We start from the raw sequence: 18,050 nt of genomic DNA, 5'->3' as shown, positions 1-18,050 counted from the left end.
CGAAAAGCCTGCATTTTTTGTAATGACAGTTTTCCTCCGAAACGTTATAATAAAGTATTGTGAAAGAGGTGGGGATATGCTGCAGTCAAGAACAAGGTGGCGGGTGCCGGAAACCGATCCGGAGGCAGCCGCAACGATCTCGCAACAATTGAACGTTTCGCCACTTGTTTCAAAATTGCTTGTAAACCGCGGCATAACGGATGTTGAAGAAGCGCGGTCTTTTTTATTCCATGAAGGGGCAGAATACCATGATCCGTTTTTGCTGCATGATATGGAAAAAGCAGCCGCCCGTATCCGCGAAGCGATTAAAAGGGAAGAGCCGGTTCTCGTCTTCGGCGATTACGATGCGGACGGCGTAACGAGCACCGCGATCATGATGGCCGTTTTAAACGATCTTGGCGCCCGTGCGGAATTTTATATCCCGGACCGGTTTAAAGAAGGGTACGGGCCAAATGAGGCGGCTTTCCGGCGGGCGGCTGAAGAAGGATTCCAGCTGATCATTACCGTGGACACCGGTATTGCCGCTGTCCACGAAGCGGAAGTGGCCCGCGAACTGGGGATCCCGCTCATTATTACGGACCATCACGAACCCGGGCCGGTGTTGCCGGAAGCTTTTGCCATCGTCCATCCGAAGCATCCGGAAAGTACATACCCGTTCCGGGAACTGTCGGGCGCAGGCGTCGCTTTTAAAGTCGCCCATGCGCTGTACGGCAAAGTGCCGGAACAACTTGAAGAACTGGCCGCTATCGGGACGGTCGCGGATCTTGTGCCGCTATTGGATGAAAACCGGCTGATTGCCGCAAACGGCATCAAACGGCTGAGAACAACAAAGCGGCCGGGGCTTGCGGCGCTGTGCCGGTGTGCGGATATCCGCCAGGAAGAGATTAACGAAGAAACAATCGGCTTTGTGCTCGCCCCCCGCTTAAATGCGGCCGGGCGCCTGCAACATGCGGCACCGGCAGCAGAACTGCTGATGACCGAAAACGCAGAAGAAGCCGGGATGCTCGCTGAAACGATTGACGGGCTCAATAAAGAACGGCAAAAAATCGTAAACGAGATGACAAATGAAGCAATCGAAATGGTGGAAGAAGAAGTGGAAAAGGGGGCGCGTGTCCTTGTTGTCGGGAAAGAAGGATGGAATGCCGGCGTAATCGGCATTGTCGCCTCGCGCCTTACAGAACGCTTTTACCGGCCTGCGATTGTGCTCAGCTTTGATCCGGAAACAGGGCTGGCAAAAGGATCGGCGCGCAGTATTGACGGCTTCCATATGTTTAACGAATTATCGAAATGCAGGGATATTTTGCCGCATTTTGGCGGGCATCCGATGGCGGCGGGGATGACGCTTTCTTTATCCGATGTGGATGAACTGCGGCGCCGGCTGAACGAACAGGCCGCGGCATTGCCGGATGAGATGTTTGTGCCGGTTACAAACATCAGCGCTGAAATTTCCATAGAAGAAGCAGGGATGGAAGCGATCCGCGAAATGGCATTGCTCTCGCCGTTTGGCACGGCGAATCCGAAGCCGCTTCTGTTGCTGGATGGGGCCTATTGCCCGCAAATCCGGGCGATCGGCGCAGACGGGAAACATTTGAAATTGGCGCTTTCCAAAAACGGCACAACGCTCGATGGAGTCGGCTTCGGGCTCGGAAATCTTGCCCCGCAGATTTCCCCTTCTGCCTGCATATCGGTTGTCGGGGAACTGTCCATCAATGAATGGAATAATATCCGCAAGCCGCAAATGATGGTAAAGGACATCAAAATCACAAACTGGCAATTGTTTGATTTCAGGGGCAACAGGCCTTTAAAGCAATGGGTCGGGCACGTCCCGGAAGATGGCCAGGCTTTTGTTGTGTTCCAAAAAGAAACATTGCGGAAACTGCCGCTGCCGGATTTTTCCGTCCACCTTGTGCCGGTGGCGACAATGGAAGAGGCAAGGGCATTTGACCCGGCAAATAAAAATATTGTGTTTCTTGATCTTCCGCCAGGCCCGAAGATGATGGCGGCACTGCTTGAAGGCGGTGCGCCGGCCAGGATTTATGCGTATTTTTACCATGCCGGGAACCACTTTTTCAGCACGTTTCCGACGCGCGAACATTTTAAATGGTTTTACGCTTTTCTTGCAAAAAGGAAAACGTTCAACCTGAAGCGGCACGGGGATGAGCTGGCGGCTTACCGCGGCTGGTCGAGAAATACGATCGATTTTATTTCGCAGGTGTTTTTTGAACTTGATTTTGTTACAATAAAGGATGGGTTTATTTCCCTAAAAGCAGCCAAACAAAAACGCGATTTAAAGGAATCTTTTACGTATCAGAAAAAACTGGCACAATATCAAATGGAAAAGGACCTGCTGTACTCATCTTTCCATGAGCTGAAGATGTGGTTTGACCAAATGATCAAGCCTGCTGTACAGTATGAGGAGGAAACAGCAAAATGGATTTAAAACAATATATTGCACTCGTCCCCGACTGGCCTAAGAAAGGCGTGATGTTTAAGGATGTGACGCCTTTGATGAATGATGGAGAGGCGTTTAAATATGCGACGGACCAGATCGTCCAGTATGCGAAAGACAAACATATTGATCTCGTCGTCGGCCCTGAAGCGCGCGGCTTTATTATCGGCTGCCCGGTCGCATACGAACTTGGCGTCGGCTTTGCCCCGGTCCGCAAAGAAGGCAAGCTGCCGCGGGAAACGATCCGTGCGGAATATGATCTCGAATACGGGAAAGCGGTGCTCACGATCCATAAAGATGCGATCAGGCCAGGCCAGCGCGTTTTGGTTACGGACGATCTTTTGGCAACAGGCGGCACGATGGAAGCAACCATCCGGCTTGTTGAAGAACTGGGCGGGGTTGTAGCCGGCCTTGCTTTTTTAATTGAACTGAATTATTTGCACGGCCGCGATAAATTGAAGGGCTATGATATCCTCACCCTGATGGAATACGAGAATGAATAAACTGTAAGGAAATCGGCAAAATTGTCGGTTTCTTTATTTATCCTTCATCCGGATGAAATGACGGGATGGTTTTGTCTGTACCGGGAAAAACCGTCTTTTTTCGCCAAATTTCTTCCATTCTGTGTCATTTGCTTTACAATCTTCTTTTTTTTCATGATAATAATGACAATATGATATTGCAATCATCGATTCATATATTCCAGTTTAAAGGTGATTTTTTTATGGCGAATGACCGAATAATGACCGCCGAAGACGTCATTGACAGGACAAAACAATATTTAAACGACGAACATGTTGAAATGGTGCGGCATGCCTGTGCGTTCGCCAGTAAAGCGCATGAAGGCCAGAAGCGCAAATCGGGGGAGCCGTATATCATTCACCCGATTCAGGTTGCTGGGATACTGGCGGATTTGGAGATGGATCCTTCAACGGTAGCAGCAGGTTTTCTGCATGACGTTGTGGAAGATACAGATGTGACACTTGACGAACTCCGTGAAGAATTTAACGATGAAGTGGCGATGCTTGTTGACGGGGTAACGAAACTCGGGAAGATTAAGTATAAATCGCACGAAGAGCAGCAGGCGGAAAACTACCGGAAAATGTTTGTCGCGATGGCGCAGGATATCCGCGTCATTTTGATCAAACTCGCAGACCGGCTGCACAATATGCGCACATTGAAACATCTTCCCCCCGAAAAACAGCGGCGGATCGCGAATGAAACACTCGAAATTTTTGCGCCGCTCGCCCACCGCCTCGGCATTTCCGCCATCAAATGGGAGCTTGAGGACACCTCGCTCCGTTATTTAAATCCCCAGCAATACTACCGGATTGTGAATTTGATGAAGCGGAAGCGCGCCGAGCGTGAACAGTACCTGCAAAATGTCATTGAAGAAGTGAAGGAACGGCTTGCGGATATTCGCATCAAATCGGAAATTTCCGGCAGGCCGAAGCATATTTATTCAATTTACCGGAAAATGGTCCAGCAGCATAAGCAATTTAACGAAATTTATGACTTGCTTGCCGTAAGGATTATTGTGAAAAGCATCAAAGACTGTTATGCTGTGCTCGGTGTGATCCATACATGCTGGAAACCGATGCCGGGCCGGTTTAAAGACTATATTGCAATGCCAAAGCCGAACATGTACCAGTCGCTCCATACGACGGTGATCGGGCCAAAAGGCGAACCGCTTGAAGTGCAGATCCGGACGTTTGAAATGCACCGCATTGCCGAATACGGGGTTGCCGCACACTGGGCATATAAAGAAGGAAAAACGGTCAATGAGAAAACGTCTTTTGAGAAAAAATTGTCGTGGTTCCGCGAAATTCTAGAATTTCAAAATGACACCAATAATGCGGAAGAATTCATGGAATCGCTGAAAATCGACCTGTTTTCCGACATGGTGTTTGTCTTTACGCCTAAAGGGGATGTCATTGAACTGCCGTCCGGGTCCGTCCCAATTGATTTTGCCTACCGGATCCACTCGGAAATCGGCAACAAGACGATCGGCGCGAAAGTCAACGGCAAAATGGTGACGCTCGATTACCAGTTAAAAACCGGCGATATTGTCGAAATTCTCACTTCAAAACACTCATACGGGCCGAGCCTCGACTGGGTGAACCTTGCCCAGACATCGCAGGCGAAAAACAAAATCCGCCAGTTTTTCAAACGCCAGCGGAAAGAAGAAAATATTGAAAAAGGCCGCGAGATGGTGGAAAAAGAAATCCGGGCGATGGAATTCGACGTAAAAGAAGTGATGGCAGCCGACAATATCAAAAGAGTTGCCGAAAAATTTAATTTTGCCAATGAAGATGATATGTATGCTGCTGTCGGGTACAACGGGATCACCGCAAGCCAAATCGCCAACCGGCTGACGGAAAAATGGCGGAAGCAGCGGGATTCCGAAGAAACGATTAAGGAGATTGTCTCCGAGCAGAAACCGGCCGCAAAGCACCGGAAAAAGGATGCAGGCGTACACGTGAAGGGCGTCGACAATTTACTGATCCGCCTTTCGAAATGTTGCAACCCGGTGCCGGGCGATGAAATTGTCGGCTTTATCACGAAAGGCAGAGGCGTTTCCGTCCACCGTGCCGACTGCCCGAACGTGCAGAACGAAGAGGCGCAAAACCGGCTTATCCCGGTCGAATGGGAAACGGATGCGGCCGACCGGAAAGAGTATAATGTCGACATTGAAATTACCGGGTACGACCGCCGCGGCCTGCTCAATGAAGTCCTGCAGGTGGTCAATGAAACGAAAACGAATATTTCAGCCGTCAGCGGGCGCACTGACCGCAACAAAATGGCTACGATTATCATGTCGATTTCCATTCAGAACATCAGCCATCTGCACCGGGTCGTGGAAAGAATTAAACATATTCCGGATATTTATTCAGTCAGAAGGATCATGAGTTAAAGGAGCCAGAAAAATGCGGGTTGTTTTGCAACGCAGCAAGGAAGCATGCGTCACTGTAGGCGGAGAAGTGGCAGGAAGCATTACAAAAGGCTTTGTCCTCCTTGTCGGCGTAACGCACGAGGATACCGAAAAAGATGCAGCCTATCTCGCCGACAAAATCGTCCATCTCCGCGTGTTTGAAGATGAACAGGGAAAAATGAACTTGTCGCTTTTGGATACCGGCGGGGACATTTTGTCGGTTTCCCAATTTACTTTATACGGCGATTGCCGGAAAGGGCGGCGCCCGAATTTTATGGCGGCGGCAAAGCCCGGACAGGCGGAAAAGCTTTACCATCTGTTTAACCGGAAGCTTGAAGAAAAGGGGGTCCATGTCGAAACCGGCAGATTCGGGGAGATGATGGATGTCCGGCTGGTAAATGACGGGCCGGTTACGCTCATTTTGGAAAGCAAATAAACAGCTAAAACCCCGAAAAATCTGGGGTTTTTCCTTTTCACAAAAAAACGTTTCCAAAAAAGTTTTGGTGTAATATAGTTGACAATTGTACTTTGGATATGCAAAGATAGATAGCGTTAATAATTCGGATGCGAATTATTTCGCAAAGAATCATTTAAAGGTTAAAGGAAGGGGGATACATGGAGAACGGTTCATATGATTTGTTAAAATCGCTTTTCAGGCTGAATAAAGCCATTTTTCGTTTGGCCGCGAAAGACGCGGAACAGCACGGTTTAACCGTGATGCAAATGTTTGCGCTGAATGCCATCGCGCTTCATCCCAATATGCGATTAAATGAGCTGGCGGACAGCCTTTATTTAACGAACAGCACGGTCAGCGGCATTGTCGACAGGCTTGTGCAGCAGGAATTTGTTAACAGGTTATCATCCAAGGATGACCGGAGAGCCGTTGTCCTCTGCCTGACCGAAAAAGGGAGAAGCAAGCTCAAAGCGTTTATGGGCGGCAATACAGTGCTGAAACAAAAAATGGACCTGATCACAGAACGTTATGGAGCGGAGTTGGAAAATCTGTTAAGGCTTCACAACGAAATGCTGGAAATTTTAACATCTGAGGAGGAGTAAACTTTTTATGAACGCAAGACGGATGATTTTGATCAATATTATTATTCTTGTTATTCTCGTTGGCGGCGGTTTTACCGGATATTATTTTTACAACCGCTCGGTCAGCTATGTCACAACCGATAATGCCTATATTGACGGCCAGTCGGTCACCATCGCTTCCCCTGCAACCGGCAAACTCGTTTCATGGGACGGCAAAGAAGGCAAGTCTTTTACCAAAGGGGATAAAGTCGGCACAGTTGAAGTACAAAACGGCGCCAATACGGTGAAAATGGATATTAAAGCGCCGGCGGATGGCACGATCGTGAAAAATTTCGCGGTTGCGAATACGTATGTTGCAGCCGGCACAACGCTTGCACAAAGCTATGATTTGGACAGCTTGTTTGTCACCGCTGAAGTAAAAGAAACGGATCTCAATGACGTGAAAACCGGACAGGACGTTGACGTGTACGTGGATGCCTATCCGAACACCAGACTGACAGGAACTGTCGATTCAATCGGAAAAGCGACTGCCAGCACGTTCTCCCTGATGCCGACGGACAGAAGCTCCGGCAATTATACGAAAGAAACACAGGTCATTCCTGTTAAAGTTAAACTTGACAGCTATGGCGGGCTGGACCTGGTTCCGGGCATGAACGTGACTGTGCGCATTCATAAGTAGGTGAATCCGATGGGAAAATTTATCGCAGGTTATGTTCTTTTATCGGTCATTGTCCTTCTTGTCCTGAATCTCATATTAAGGAACAGGGGAAGGAAGAAAAAGATGGAAAGCCCGCTTCTTGACAAGCGGGTGCCGGAAATGGAAACAATGCCTGCACCGCCTGAAAAAGCGGAAACGCAGGTGTCGGCAAAAACAGATGAAGGATTGGCGGCACGGCCAGAAAAAATGGAAACGCGCCGCGCCGGAACGGACGGCGAAAAACGTCCGACGGAAGCGCCCAGTCGAGCTGTTCCTCGGGAAGTGGAAGAAGGGCACGGCAGGGGGAAAATTGTTGCTGCCATGATGCTCGGGGCATTTGTGGCGATTTTGAACCAAACGCTTTTGAATGTCGCCATTCCGCATATTATGAACGACTTGAATGTGACGGCAAATACGGTGCAATGGCTGTCAACCGGATATATGCTTGTAAACGGGATCCTTGTTCCGGTTACGGCATTTATGATCAGTAAATGGGGCACGCGGAAAATGCTGATTACAGCCGTTTCCCTCTTTACGGCCGGATCGGTTTTTTGCGCCATTTCGACAAACTTCTCGATCCTGATGCTCGGGCGCATTGTCCAGGCTTCCGGTGCCGGGATCATCATGCCGCTGATGATGACGGTGTTCTTAACCATCTTCCCGCCGGAAAAACGCGGTAGCGCGATGGGGATGATGGGGGTTGCCATGATTTTCGCCCCGGCGATCGGCCCGACATTGTCAGGGTGGCTGATCGGCCATTACGACTGGCACATTTTGTTCTGGATTGTCATTCCGTTCGGCGTGATTGATATATTTGTCACTTTGGCATGGATGAAAGATGTCATGAAAACGACAAACCCGAAAATCGATTTTCCGGGTATTATATTCTCCACGCTCGGTTTCGGATTTTTGCTGTACGGATTTAGTGAAGCCGGAAATGACGGCTGGAGCAGCAAACAAGTGGTTATTTCCCTGATCATTGCCGTTATCTCGCTTGTTTTGTTCGTATGGCGGGAATTAACGACGGAAAAACCGATGCTTGATTTGCGTGTATTCAAGTATGATATCTTTACTTTAACGACGATTGTCAGCATGGTGGTGAATATGGCGATGTTTGCCGGGATGATTTTGCTGCCGATTTATTTGCAAAACATCCGCGGGTTTACAGCGCTTGATTCCGGTTTGCTGATGCTGCCGGGGGCGATCATCATGGGGATTATGTCGCCGATATCCGGCTGGCTGTTTGACAAGATGGGGGCAAGGCCGCTCGCTGTCTTTGGTTTGATTATCACCGTCTGGACGACTTACGAATTTACGAAGCTGTCGATGACGACCTCCTACGGCCACTTGTTGTTCCTATATGTTTTGCGCAGCTTTGGGATGTCTTTCATTATGATGACCATCATGACAGAAGGGATGAACCAGCTGCCAATTCATATGACCAGCCATGGGACGGCTGCGGCCAACACCGCCCGTACGGTTGCCGGAAGTCTCGGAACGGCATTTCTCGTAACCGTAATGTCCACTCGTGCCGATTTCCATACGGCAAACTATGTCAATGCCTATGCAAACCTCAACCCGTATGTGTCTGAAAAAATTGCGGCCATCGGACAGGGCCTGGCCCATGCTTCCGGTCTGCCTTCCCAGTACGGACAGGTGCTTGGCTCCTATATTGTATATCAAAAATCGGTTGTGAATGCGACGATCAGCGGCATAAACGATGCCTTTTTCGTCGCGACCGGGATCGCAGCGTTTGCGTTAATTTTGTCGTTCTTTATCAAACGCGCAATGCCGCAGCCAAACATTAAAAAATAAAAAATGCCGGGGATGCCCCGGCATTTTTTTTTACTGAAAATAAGCTTTTAACCCGTTATAAATCCCGGCCACCGCCTTCGTTTGAAAAGATTTCTCCGCGATATGCTTTTCTTCAGCCGGGCTGCTCAAGTAACCGAGTTCAAGCAAAATGGCTGGCTGTGTATTTTCACGGATGACATGGAAATCCCCGAATTTTACGCCCCTGTCAACGGTGCCGAGCCGGCTTGTGATCTGGTTATTGACAAGCCTTGCGAAATTATAGTCCTGCGCGTGGTAATAGTACGTCGTATGCCCGCGCGTATGAGGATCTTCAGCGCTGTCAAAATGAATGCTGACAAAAGCATCGGCATGGTTTGTATTGCTGATGGCGGTTCTTTCCGGCAAGGATACGTACGTATCGCTGTTCCGGGTAAGGATGACGCGGGCGCCTGCTTTTTTCAGCTTTTCGTACAGGGCATTCGCCGTTTTCAGCGTCGCCAGTTTTTCAAGCGTGCCGTAAGCGCCGGTTGTGCCGTTATCCGTTCCGCCGTGCCCGGGATCAAGCACAATCGTCTTTCCCTTGATGCCTTTTTTTACAGTCTTATTGCTTTTTTGGGCGACATTTGCCGGAATATAGGCTGAAATGCCGCTTTCCATCCTGATTTTATACCAGCCGTCCATTTCTGAAACTACGGGAAAACGGTCCCCTGCCTTGGCGGTTCCCACCGTGTCCGAGCTGGATTGGGGCCTTTTGTAAAGGCTTGTGCCGGAATGGAGGGTCACCTCTGCTTCACTGCTGCGCTTTGCCTGGCTTTCGCGCGCCACGTAGAAGCCTGCGACCCATCCGTGCGTGCCGTCGTCCAGTTCGACTTCATACCAGCCGTGGTCGGTTCCGGTAATTTGCAGCCTCGTCCCGTATGTCACCGTTGCCACCGTTTCGCTTTGAAGCGAAGGAGACTGGCGGATATTCAGGCTGGAGGCGGCAACAATCGCGGCGCTTACATTGTTTTCCGCCGTTTTCCCGGCATCCCGGTTTGTTTCCGTCTGTACATACCGGTTGTCTGCCCAGCCTGAAACATTGCCGCTTTCGATATAAACCCAGCTGCCTTCCGTCTTGGCAACCGTGACAGCGGCGTTTTTTTCAAGCGTACCAATGATTGCGGCGGACTTGTCCGGCGCTTTTCTGATGCGCAGGCGGTCAGCGGTGATTTTTCCTTGTTCTGCTTGTTTTGCGGAAGAGATGCCTGTTTCCACAAGCCAGTCCGCAATCCAGCCCGTATTTCCCGACGGCAGGCGGATTTGAAACCAATCCCCGTCTTTTTGAAGAACCGTGTACGTGTCGTTTTCGGCTGCTTTGCCTGTGATCGGGTAGGACACCCCGGGCCCGCTGCGGATGTAGACAGCCGCATGCGTCACCGTCCCGGCCTCTTCCGCCCTCGCATGGATCACGCCGGGTGCAATCTGAAAAAAGAGTGCCAGGAAAAACAGCCGGAAAAAAAGTTTTTTCACATCTCCACCCCTCATCCCTGTCTGGAAAATTATGCACTATTTGTTATTCGCGCTCCGTAAAAAAACTCCTTTTTTCGGGTAAGAAAAAATAAAAAAGGGAAAAATAGAAAAGATGGAACGAGAAGGAGTGAACGGCATTGAGAGCAGCGGATAAAAATATGACAGCAGGTAATGTATTTAATCAAGTTTACGGCGTCAATTTCCAGGATCCGGGAATTGCCGGACAGGAAATGTTCAACGCTGAATCAGCAATCGAACCCGGCCTTTCAAAAGGGGACGTGAAACTTTTAAAAAAGAAGCTGGGGCGCTCATAATGAAAAATCCGATCCGAAAAAAAAGGGCATTTTCAGGCGCTGAACGCAAACCGGGGAAAAACTTTGCCGGCAGCCTTGACAACAGCCGGTGCCACGCGTAACATAATAAAAATAGATGGTAAAATTGGCAAAACCGATGACAAAGAAGAGTAATTAAGATCCGTGTGAAAAGAGAGGAAATGTCCCGGGCTGAAAACATTTCTGCGCAACGGCTTAATGAACGAACACTTTGTAGGTTCTGTCCTGAACGGAAATCCAGTAGGGACGGGCGTTACAGGCGTTAACTGTAAAAGTGGAAGCAGACGCTTCAATTAGGGTGGCACCACGGGAATTTAACTCTCGTCCCTTGTTTACAAGACAAGGGACCGGGGGTTTTTTATTTTACATAAACATTGGCTGAGAAGGAGGATACTCGTCTTCATATTCATTTTTTTAGACATGCAGGATAAAAATGGAACCCCATCATTTTTCAGCAATAGAAGGAGGAGTACGCCATGACCGTTCAAATTCCGCGCGGCACGCAGGACATCCTGCCCGGCGAGGTGGAAAAATGGAATTATATTGAGAACACCGCAAAAAAAATATGTGAAAACTATCAGTACCGGGAAATACGGACACCGATTTTCGAATATACCGAGCTTTTCCAAAAAGGGGTCGGGGACACGACGGATATCGTCCAAAAAGAAATGTACACATTCAATGACAGGGGCGGGCGCAGCCTGACACTGCGGCCGGAGGGCACAGCGCCTGTCGTCCGTTCTTTTATCGGGCATAAAATGTTCGGAAACGCGGTCCAGCCGGTCAAATTGTATTACAACGGCCCGATGTTCCGTTATGAACGGCCGCAAGCAGGGCGCTTCCGCCAGTTTGTCCAGTTCGGCGTTGAAGCGCTCGGAAGCGAAGACCCGGCCATCGATGCCGAAGTCATTTCGCTCGCAATGGACATTTACAAACAGCTTGGTTTAAAAAATGTCAAACTTGTGATCAACAGCCTCGGCGATAAAGAAAGCCGGCTCAGGCACCGTGAAGCGCTGATTGATCATTTCAAACCGCATATCGGGGAGTTTTGCGCGGACTGCCAAAAACGTCTTGAACAAAACCCGCTGCGCATTCTTGACTGCAAAAAAGACCATGACCATCCGCTCATGAAAACAGCACCGTCTATTTTGGATTATTTAAACGATGCGTCAAAAGCCTATTTTGATAAAGTTTTGCAGTTTCTCGCAACGCTCGGCATCCCTTATGAAATTGACCCCGGGCTTGTGCGCGGCCTCGATTACTATGTGCATACGTGCTTTGAAATCATGAGCAATGCGGAAGGATTCGGCGCGATCACCACCCTTTGCGGCGGCGGGCGTTACAACGGCCTCGTGCAGGAAATGGGCGGGCCGGAAACACCGGGGATCGGGTTTGCCCTAAGCATTGAACGGCTGCTTGCGGCACTGGACGCGGAAGGCATCGAACTTCCTGCCGGCCACAGGACGGACTGCTATGTTGTCGCGATCGGCGAGGAGACGAAACCGGCTGCTTTTAAATTGCTCCAGGCATTAAGAAGGGCCGGATTCTCGGCCGACCAGGATTATTTGGGCCGCAAAGTGAAAGCACAGTTTAAAGCGGCGGACCGGGTGAAAGCCGCGTTTGTTGCGGTCATCGGCGAAGCGGAGCTGCAGGCCGGGAAAGCAAGCGTCAGAAATATGGCGACAGGCGAACAAAAAGAACTGCCACTTGAAGGGTTTATTACAGCCTTTAAAGATATGGCAAACAGGGGGGAAGCATGATGGAAGGACGTTCTTACTATTGCGGTGATGTAACGGAACAACAAATTGGCGAAAAAGTGGTGCTGAAAGGATGGGTACAGAGAAGGCGCGACTTGGGCGGCCTCATTTTTATCGATTTGCGCGACCGCGCCGGCATCGTCCAAATTGTATTTAATACAGCGGTCTCTGAAGAAGCTTTTAAACTTGCGGAAAAAGTCAGGAACGAGTATGTGCTCGAAGTAGAGGGAAAAGTCGTCGCCCGTTCCGAAAATACGGTAAATCCGAACTTAAAAACGGGCAAAATTGAAATTCAGGCCGACCGCCTTGCGATCATCAACAATGCAAAAACCCCGCCGTTTATGATTGAAAACGAGACGGATGTGGCGGAAGACGTGCGCCTGAAATACCGTTACCTCGACTTGCGGCGCCCTGTCATGTTTGAAACCATGAAAATGCGCCATGCGATTACAAAGTCGATCAGAGGCTTTCTCGATGAAGAAGGGTTTATCGAAGTAGAAACCCCGGTTTTAACAAAAAGCACCCCGGAAGGCGCCCGTGATTATCTCGTGCCGAGCCGAGTGCACCCTGGCGAATTTTACGCCTTGCCGCAGTCGCCGCAATTGTTTAAGCAGCTTTTGATGATATCCGGTTTTGACCGCTATTACCAGATTGCCCGCTGTTTCCGTGATGAAGACTTGCGTGCAGACAGGCAGCCGGAATTTACGCAAATTGATATTGAAACAAGTTTCATGAGCCAGGAAGACATTTTGGCCATGACGGAAAGAATGATCAAACGGCTGATGAAAGAAGTGAAAAATGTTGACATCGAAACGCCGCTGCCAAGGCTGACCTACGAAGAAGCAATGAACCGGTACGGATCGGATAAACCGGATACCCGCTTCGGCATGGAACTGGTTGATGTATCCGAAATCGTCAAAAACGCCGGTTTTAAAGTATTTGCGTCTGCCGTCACCTCGGGCGGGCAGGTAAAAGCGATCAATGCAAAAGGGGCGGCAAGCAAATATTCGAGAAAAGACATCGACGCGCTCGGCGAATTTGCCGCACGTTACGGCGCGAAAGGCCTTGCCTGGTTGAAAGCGGAAAACGAAGGGCTAAAGGGACCGGTCGCAAAATTTTTCACAGAAGCGGAACAATCGCAAATAGCGGCCGCGACGAATGCAGAAACGGGCGATTTGCTGCTGTTTGTGGCAGATAAAAAATCAGTCGTTGCCGATGCGCTCGGGGCGCTGAGGAACAAGCTCGGCAAAGAACTCGGCCTGATTGACGAGTCGAAATTCAACTTCCTGTGGGTGACGGACTGGCCGCTTTTGGAATATGACGAAGAAGCAGGGCGTTATACGGCGGCACACCATCCGTTCACAATGCCGTTTGAAGAAGATATTGAGAAGCTGGAAACCGATCCGGCAAGCGTAAAGGCGCAGGCCTATGATATTGTATTGAACGGATATGAACTCGGCGGCGGATCGCTCCGGATTTATAAACGGGATATCCAGGAAAAAATGTTCAAGGCGCTCGGCTTTTCAAAAGAGCAGGCACAGTCCCAGTTCGGCTTTTTGCTCGATGCGTTTGATTACGGCACGCCGCCGCACGGGGGCATCGCACTCGGCCTTGACCGGATTGTCATGCTCCTTGCCGGCCGCAGCAACCTGCGCGACACGATTGCATTTCCGAAGACAGCCAGCGCCAGCTGCCTGCTGACGGATGCACCGGGCGCGGTCAGCGAGGCGCAGCTGGATGAACTGCAATTGAAATTAAACGCAAAAAAATGATGTAAAAACCCGGAAAAAAGGGCATGAAATTTTTCCAGCCACTTGGCGAAAAAACGCGCCCGCTGCCGCTATCCCGTACGGACGGGAAAAATGCGGGCCGCCCGCGGGCCTTTTTTCGTTTGAAAACGGGTGAAAAAAATGCTATGATATAAACAAGTTGAATGAGTCCTGGGGTGTTCGTATATGTTCCTATCGTTTTGACCGAACACTTCATTATCGGGAGTCCGGAGTCGCCAGACGGCGTGCATGCCCTTTGCGGGGACGCATAAAGCCTGGTGCAGGGCACCCACCTGCTCGAGAGCGGGATCAAAACAGAGGATTGCAAGAACGGCACGTCCGGGGCTCATTCCACTCTTTTCCCTCTTTTAGAAAAAGAGGGTTTTTTATTTTTTGGAAAAGAAGGAATTTTTGTGTGTTTCTCGTTTTTTGATCGCGCAAACCGTTTCCTTGGCAAAATGATGCCGATTTTTATCCCGGGAAGCTTAATCATCGGGATGGTGCTCGGGCACCGGCTGACGGGCCTTTTATTTTTAGTGCCGTGGCTGTTTGCTTTTATGACTTTTACGGGGAGCATCGGCTCAACCTTTAAGCAGCTCGGGGCGGTTGTCCGCCATCCATTTCCGGTTTTGCTTGCTTTAGGGGTGTTGCATCTTTTTATGCCCCTGTTTGCTTACGGAACGGGGCATTTGCTTTTTTCCGGGCACCCGCTGACGACAACCGGGTTTTTGCTTTCGGCTGCCATTCCGACCGGTGTGACAAGTTTTGTATGGGTTATGATGCAAAAAGGGAATATTCCGCTTGTTCTAACCGTCATTTTGATCGATACCCTGCTGTCGCCGGTTGTTGTGCCGCTTACTTTGCTCTTGTTTGTCGGCAAGAGTGTACATATTGAGGTTTGGCCGCTCATGCAGGACCTTTTTACGATGATCGTCATCCCGTCTTTGCTCGGCATCCTGTTCAGCCAGTTTACACAGCTTGAAACCCAGCGGAAGGCCGCTTCAGTGCTTTCCCCGTTTTCCAAAATCGGCATGTTTCTTGTCGTCATGATCAACGGCGGGGTCGTATCGCCGTACCTCAGGGGAATGGATGCCCATGTGCTGTTTATTATTTTGACCGTGCTGTTTATTTCGGCTTCCGGCTATTTATTAAGCTGGCTGATCGGCGCTTTGTTCCATCTTGACCGCAGCATGATCGTGACATTGACATACAGCGGCGGCATGCGCAATATCAGTGCCGGATCTGTCATCGCCGTCACCTTTTTCCCGGCCCAGGTTGTGCTGCCCGTCATCTCCGGCATGCTTTTTCAGCAGGTGCTGGCATCTTTTTTCGGAACGTTGCTTTCGAGCGTATACAGGGATAAAAAAACGGAAAAGCCGGCGGCAAGCAGCTGAACATAAAGTATTGCTTTCCGGGCCGTTTTTGGATAATCTAGGGAAGAAATGAGTATGTTTGGAGATGAGAAAATTGCTGCACCAGTTTTCACGGAATGAATTGGCGATCGGGCAGGAAGGGCTGCAAAAGCTGAAAAACAGCACCGTTGCTGTTCTCGGGGTCGGCGGCGTGGGCTCGTTTGCGGTTGAAGCTCTGGCCCGGTCGGCAATCGGAAGGTTAATCCTGGTTGACAAAGATGATGTTGACATTACAAATATTAACCGCCAGATTCCGGCGCTGCTTTCCACCGTCGGGCAGGCGAAAGCCGATTTGATGAAAAAACGGATTGCCGATATCAATCCGGATTGTGACGTGATTTCTTTAAAAATGTTCTATACGGAAGAAACGGCTGAACAGTTTTTCTCTTACAAGCCGGATTATGTGGTGGATGCGAGTGATACGATAATTTACAAAGTGCATGTAATGAAAGAATGCCTGAAACGGAAGATCAAAATTATATCCAGCATGGGGGCGGCCAATAAAATGGACCCGACGCGCCTCCGCATCGCAGACATTTCCGAAACGCACACCGATCCGATTGCCCGCGTTGTGCGCCTGAAGCTGCGAAAAGAAGGCATCAAAAAAGGCATTCCGGTCGTGTTTTCCGACGAAAGCCCGATCGTCATCCGCGAAGATGTCCGCAAAGTGGTCGGAAATGAGGAAGCCGAAATCCGCAAAGCGAAAATGCCGCCATCATCCAATGCGTTTGTTCCGTCCACCGCAGGGCTGTTTATGGCCAGTTTCGTTGTCCGTGACATTTTGAAAGACATCCCGGTAAAAAGGGTAAAAGATGAACATTGAAAAAAGAAAGCATCCCAGATGCTTTCTTTTTTTTACGGCTGACGGTTCCACTCAATTTTTTCATATACTTGGGCGAGTGCCTGCTCAAATTTGCCCGTTTTTTTCGGGTCATAATAGCGGGCAAATTTTAGGGTGTCCGGAAGATATTGCTGTTTGACCCAGCCGTTTTCAAAATCATGCGGGTATTTGTAACCGATGCCCCGCCCCAGCCGTTTTGCGCTTTTATAATGGGCGTCTTTCAGATGGGCGGGCACTTCGCCGCTTTTTCCGGCACGGATGTCGGAAAGGGCGGCATCAATTGCCATCATCGCGGAATTCGATTTCGGCGACAGGCATAATTCGATGACCGCGGCTGCAAGCGGGATGCGCGCTTCCGGAAAGCCGAGCCTTTCTGCCGCTTCGATGGCGGCAAGGGTGCGCGCGCCGGCCTGCGGGCTTGCAAGGCCGATGTCTTCGTAAGCAATCACAAGGAGCCTGCGCGCAATGCTCGGCAGATCCCCGGCTTCGATCAGCCGGCCCAAATAATGGAGGGCGGCATTGGCATCGCTGCCGCGGATCGATTTTTGAAAAGCACTCAGCACGTCATAGTGCGCGTCGCCGTCCTTATCATGGGCAAGGCTTTTCTTCTGCAGGCATTCTTCGGCAATGTCAAGTGTAATGTGGATCACGCCGTCATTGTCCGGTTCGCTTGAAATGACGGCCAGTTCCAGCGCATTTAACGCGCTGCGCACATCGCCGTTCGAGCCTTGCGCAAAATGGTTAAAAGCCGCTTCCTCTATTTTCACTTTGTATTTGCCAAGGCCCCTGTCCGCATCATCAAGAGCACGGGCAAGCGCCGTCTTGATCTCATCAAGCGATAAAGGGAAAAGCTCAAAAATCTGGCAGCGGCTTCGGATCGCCGGGTTAATGGCATGGTACGGGTTGCTCGTTGTGGCCCCGATCAGGACGATCATGCCGGACTCAAGATACGGCAGCAAAAAATCCTGTTTTGCTTTGTCGAGCCGGTGGACTTCATCGAGAAGCAAAATGACTTTGCCGCTCATTTTTGCTTCGGCAGCGACAATCTCCATATCTTTTTTATTGTTCGTCACGGCATTTAATGTACGGAATGCATATTTTGTGCTTCCCGCAATGGCACTGGCAATCGACGTTTTCCCAACACCCGGCGGCCCGTACAAAATCATGGAAGAAAGCTGGCGAGCTTTTACCATCCGGTATATGATTTTATTTTTGCCGACGAGATGCCCCTGCCCGATCACTTCATCAATCGTGCGCGGCCGCATCCGGTAGGCAAGCGGTTCGTCTTTCATTTTAATCGCTCCAAACCTGTTTTCGTATCCTTATCTTATCAGATTTCACGGGCATGCGGAAAGCAATCAGTTTTCCCGGGCACGGGTTTTAAAGGGGAATAGGAATGATGGGGCTTTTTATATTTTTCGGTTGATCCCGGCTCAGCTCTGAGGAGTAAAAATTTTTCGTGATAATTTAACTATCCCCCCCAAAAATGCGGCTAAATATGTAATAATTTAAATAATTAGAGC

General features: G+C 49.8%; 14 protein-coding genes, 1 other RNA gene and 1 other annotated feature. Of the genes, 13 read left to right on the top strand and 2 right to left on the bottom strand.

What is annotated here, in order from left to right:
• Positions 1 to 76: 76 nt before the first annotated feature.
• The 7 genes from recJ to IC21_RS07675 all read left to right on the top strand — a co-directional run bounded on the left by recJ (position 77) and on the right by IC21_RS07675 (position 8,928).
• Positions 77 to 2,440 (top strand): single-stranded-DNA-specific exonuclease RecJ, encoded by a 2,364-nt coding sequence (gene recJ / locus IC21_RS07705; RefSeq protein WP_029141946.1) that lies wholly within the window; start codon positions 77 to 79, stop codon positions 2,438 to 2,440.
• The gene (locus IC21_RS07700) at positions 2,431 to 2,952 is read left to right on the top strand and encodes an adenine phosphoribosyltransferase (protein WP_013859780.1); all 522 of its coding nucleotides are present in this window, start codon (positions 2,431 to 2,433) and stop codon (positions 2,950 to 2,952) included. Before recJ ends, IC21_RS07700 begins: the two co-directional genes overlap by 10 nt.
• A gap of 221 nt (positions 2,953 to 3,173) precedes the next feature.
• Positions 3,174 to 5,363 (top strand): RelA/SpoT family protein, encoded by a 2,190-nt coding sequence (locus IC21_RS07695; protein WP_029141947.1) that lies wholly within the window; start codon positions 3,174 to 3,176, stop codon positions 5,361 to 5,363.
• Positions 5,364 to 5,376: 13 nt separating this feature from the next.
• Entirely contained in the window at positions 5,377 to 5,817 is a 441-nt protein-coding gene (gene dtd, locus IC21_RS07690; RefSeq protein WP_029141948.1) for a D-aminoacyl-tRNA deacylase, read from the top strand.
• Positions 5,818 to 5,996: 179 nt separating this feature from the next.
• The gene (locus IC21_RS07685) at positions 5,997 to 6,437 is read left to right on the top strand and encodes a MarR family winged helix-turn-helix transcriptional regulator (protein WP_029141949.1); all 441 of its coding nucleotides are present in this window, start codon (positions 5,997 to 5,999) and stop codon (positions 6,435 to 6,437) included.
• 7 nt (positions 6,438 to 6,444) lie between these two features.
• Positions 6,445 to 7,095, top strand: coding sequence for a beta-barrel domain-containing protein (locus IC21_RS07680; protein WP_029141950.1), 651 nt, complete (start codon positions 6,445 to 6,447; stop codon positions 7,093 to 7,095).
• A 9-nt stretch (positions 7,096 to 7,104) separates the two neighbouring features.
• Positions 7,105 to 8,928 (top strand): DHA2 family efflux MFS transporter permease subunit, encoded by a 1,824-nt coding sequence (locus IC21_RS07675; protein WP_029141951.1) that lies wholly within the window; start codon positions 7,105 to 7,107, stop codon positions 8,926 to 8,928.
• 30 nt (positions 8,929 to 8,958) lie between these two features.
• On the opposite strand, the gene IC21_RS07670 is transcribed toward IC21_RS07675, so the two are convergent.
• Entirely contained in the window at positions 8,959 to 10,416 is a 1,458-nt protein-coding gene (locus IC21_RS07670; protein ID WP_029141952.1) for an N-acetylmuramoyl-L-alanine amidase family protein, read from the bottom strand.
• A gap of 137 nt (positions 10,417 to 10,553) precedes the next feature.
• On the opposite strand from IC21_RS07670, the gene IC21_RS16990 reads away from it, so the two are divergent.
• From IC21_RS16990 to IC21_RS07650, 6 genes are all read left to right on the top strand, one after another.
• Positions 10,554 to 10,730 carry a hypothetical protein gene (locus tag IC21_RS16990; protein ID WP_013859771.1) on the top strand — a complete coding sequence of 59 codons (177 nt, stop codon included), beginning with the start codon at positions 10,554 to 10,556 and terminating at the stop codon, positions 10,728 to 10,730.
• Between the two features lie 127 nt (positions 10,731 to 10,857).
• Positions 10,858 to 11,080 (top strand) — a binding site (T-box leader).
• A gap of 144 nt (positions 11,081 to 11,224) precedes the next feature.
• On the top strand, positions 11,225 to 12,508 hold the full coding sequence (hisS, locus tag IC21_RS07665; protein ID WP_029141953.1) for a histidine--tRNA ligase: 1,284 nt from the start codon (positions 11,225 to 11,227) through the stop codon (positions 12,506 to 12,508).
• Positions 12,505 to 14,277: an aspartate--tRNA ligase gene (aspS, locus tag IC21_RS07660; protein ID WP_013859769.1), complete on the top strand. Its 1,773-nt coding sequence runs from the start codon at positions 12,505 to 12,507 to the stop codon at positions 14,275 to 14,277. Before hisS ends, aspS begins: the two co-directional genes overlap by 4 nt.
• Before the next feature lie 162 nt (positions 14,278 to 14,439).
• Positions 14,440 to 14,624, top strand: a non-coding RNA gene (ssrS, locus tag IC21_RS16230) — 6S RNA.
• Positions 14,625 to 14,732: 108 nt separating this feature from the next.
• Positions 14,733 to 15,668: a bile acid:sodium symporter family protein gene (locus tag IC21_RS07655; protein WP_050996516.1), complete on the top strand. Its 936-nt coding sequence runs from the start codon at positions 14,733 to 14,735 to the stop codon at positions 15,666 to 15,668.
• Positions 15,669 to 15,741: 73 nt separating this feature from the next.
• Positions 15,742 to 16,509, top strand: coding sequence for a tRNA threonylcarbamoyladenosine dehydratase (locus tag IC21_RS07650; RefSeq protein ID WP_017552633.1), 768 nt, complete (start codon positions 15,742 to 15,744; stop codon positions 16,507 to 16,509).
• Between the two features lie 32 nt (positions 16,510 to 16,541).
• Here IC21_RS07650 and IC21_RS07645 read toward each other — a convergent pair whose 3' ends face one another.
• Positions 16,542 to 17,819 (bottom strand): replication-associated recombination protein A, encoded by a 1,278-nt coding sequence (locus IC21_RS07645; RefSeq protein WP_019720831.1) that lies wholly within the window; start codon positions 17,817 to 17,819, stop codon positions 16,542 to 16,544.
• Positions 17,820 to 18,050: the final 231 nt, after the last annotated feature.

It is taken from the genome of Heyndrickxia coagulans DSM 1 = ATCC 7050 (genome assembly GCF_000290615.1).
Classification (GTDB): Bacteria; Bacillota; Bacilli; order Bacillales; family Bacillaceae_C; genus Weizmannia; species Weizmannia coagulans.
Note: the sequence above shows the minus strand (reverse complement) of the source record. Positions and strands in the feature narration are given on the sequence as shown.

What these genes read in the sequence shown, in the direction of transcription:
- IC21_RS07680 (WP_029141950.1), top strand. Translation starts at nt 6,445, where the DNA reads ATGAACGCAAGACGGATGATTTTGATCAATATTATTATTCTTGTTATT.
- IC21_RS07655 (WP_050996516.1), top strand. Translation starts at nt 14,733, where the DNA reads ATGATGCCGATTTTTATCCCGGGAAGCTTAATCATCGGGATGGTGCTC.
- aspS (WP_013859769.1), top strand. Translation starts at nt 12,505, where the DNA reads ATGATGGAAGGACGTTCTTACTATTGCGGTGATGTAACGGAACAACAA.
- IC21_RS07695 (WP_029141947.1), top strand. Translation starts at nt 3,174, where the DNA reads ATGGCGAATGACCGAATAATGACCGCCGAAGACGTCATTGACAGGACA.
- dtd (WP_029141948.1), top strand. Translation starts at nt 5,377, where the DNA reads ATGCGGGTTGTTTTGCAACGCAGCAAGGAAGCATGCGTCACTGTAGGC.
- hisS (WP_029141953.1), top strand. Translation starts at nt 11,225, where the DNA reads ATGACCGTTCAAATTCCGCGCGGCACGCAGGACATCCTGCCCGGCGAG.
- IC21_RS07675 (WP_029141951.1), top strand. Translation starts at nt 7,105, where the DNA reads ATGGGAAAATTTATCGCAGGTTATGTTCTTTTATCGGTCATTGTCCTT.
- recJ (WP_029141946.1), top strand. Translation starts at nt 77, where the DNA reads ATGCTGCAGTCAAGAACAAGGTGGCGGGTGCCGGAAACCGATCCGGAG.
- IC21_RS07645 (WP_019720831.1), bottom strand. Translation starts at nt 17,819, where the DNA reads ATGAAAGACGAACCGCTTGCCTACCGGATGCGGCCGCGCACGATTGAT.
- IC21_RS07700 (WP_013859780.1), top strand. Translation starts at nt 2,431, where the DNA reads ATGGATTTAAAACAATATATTGCACTCGTCCCCGACTGGCCTAAGAAA.
- IC21_RS07685 (WP_029141949.1), top strand. Translation starts at nt 5,997, where the DNA reads ATGGAGAACGGTTCATATGATTTGTTAAAATCGCTTTTCAGGCTGAAT.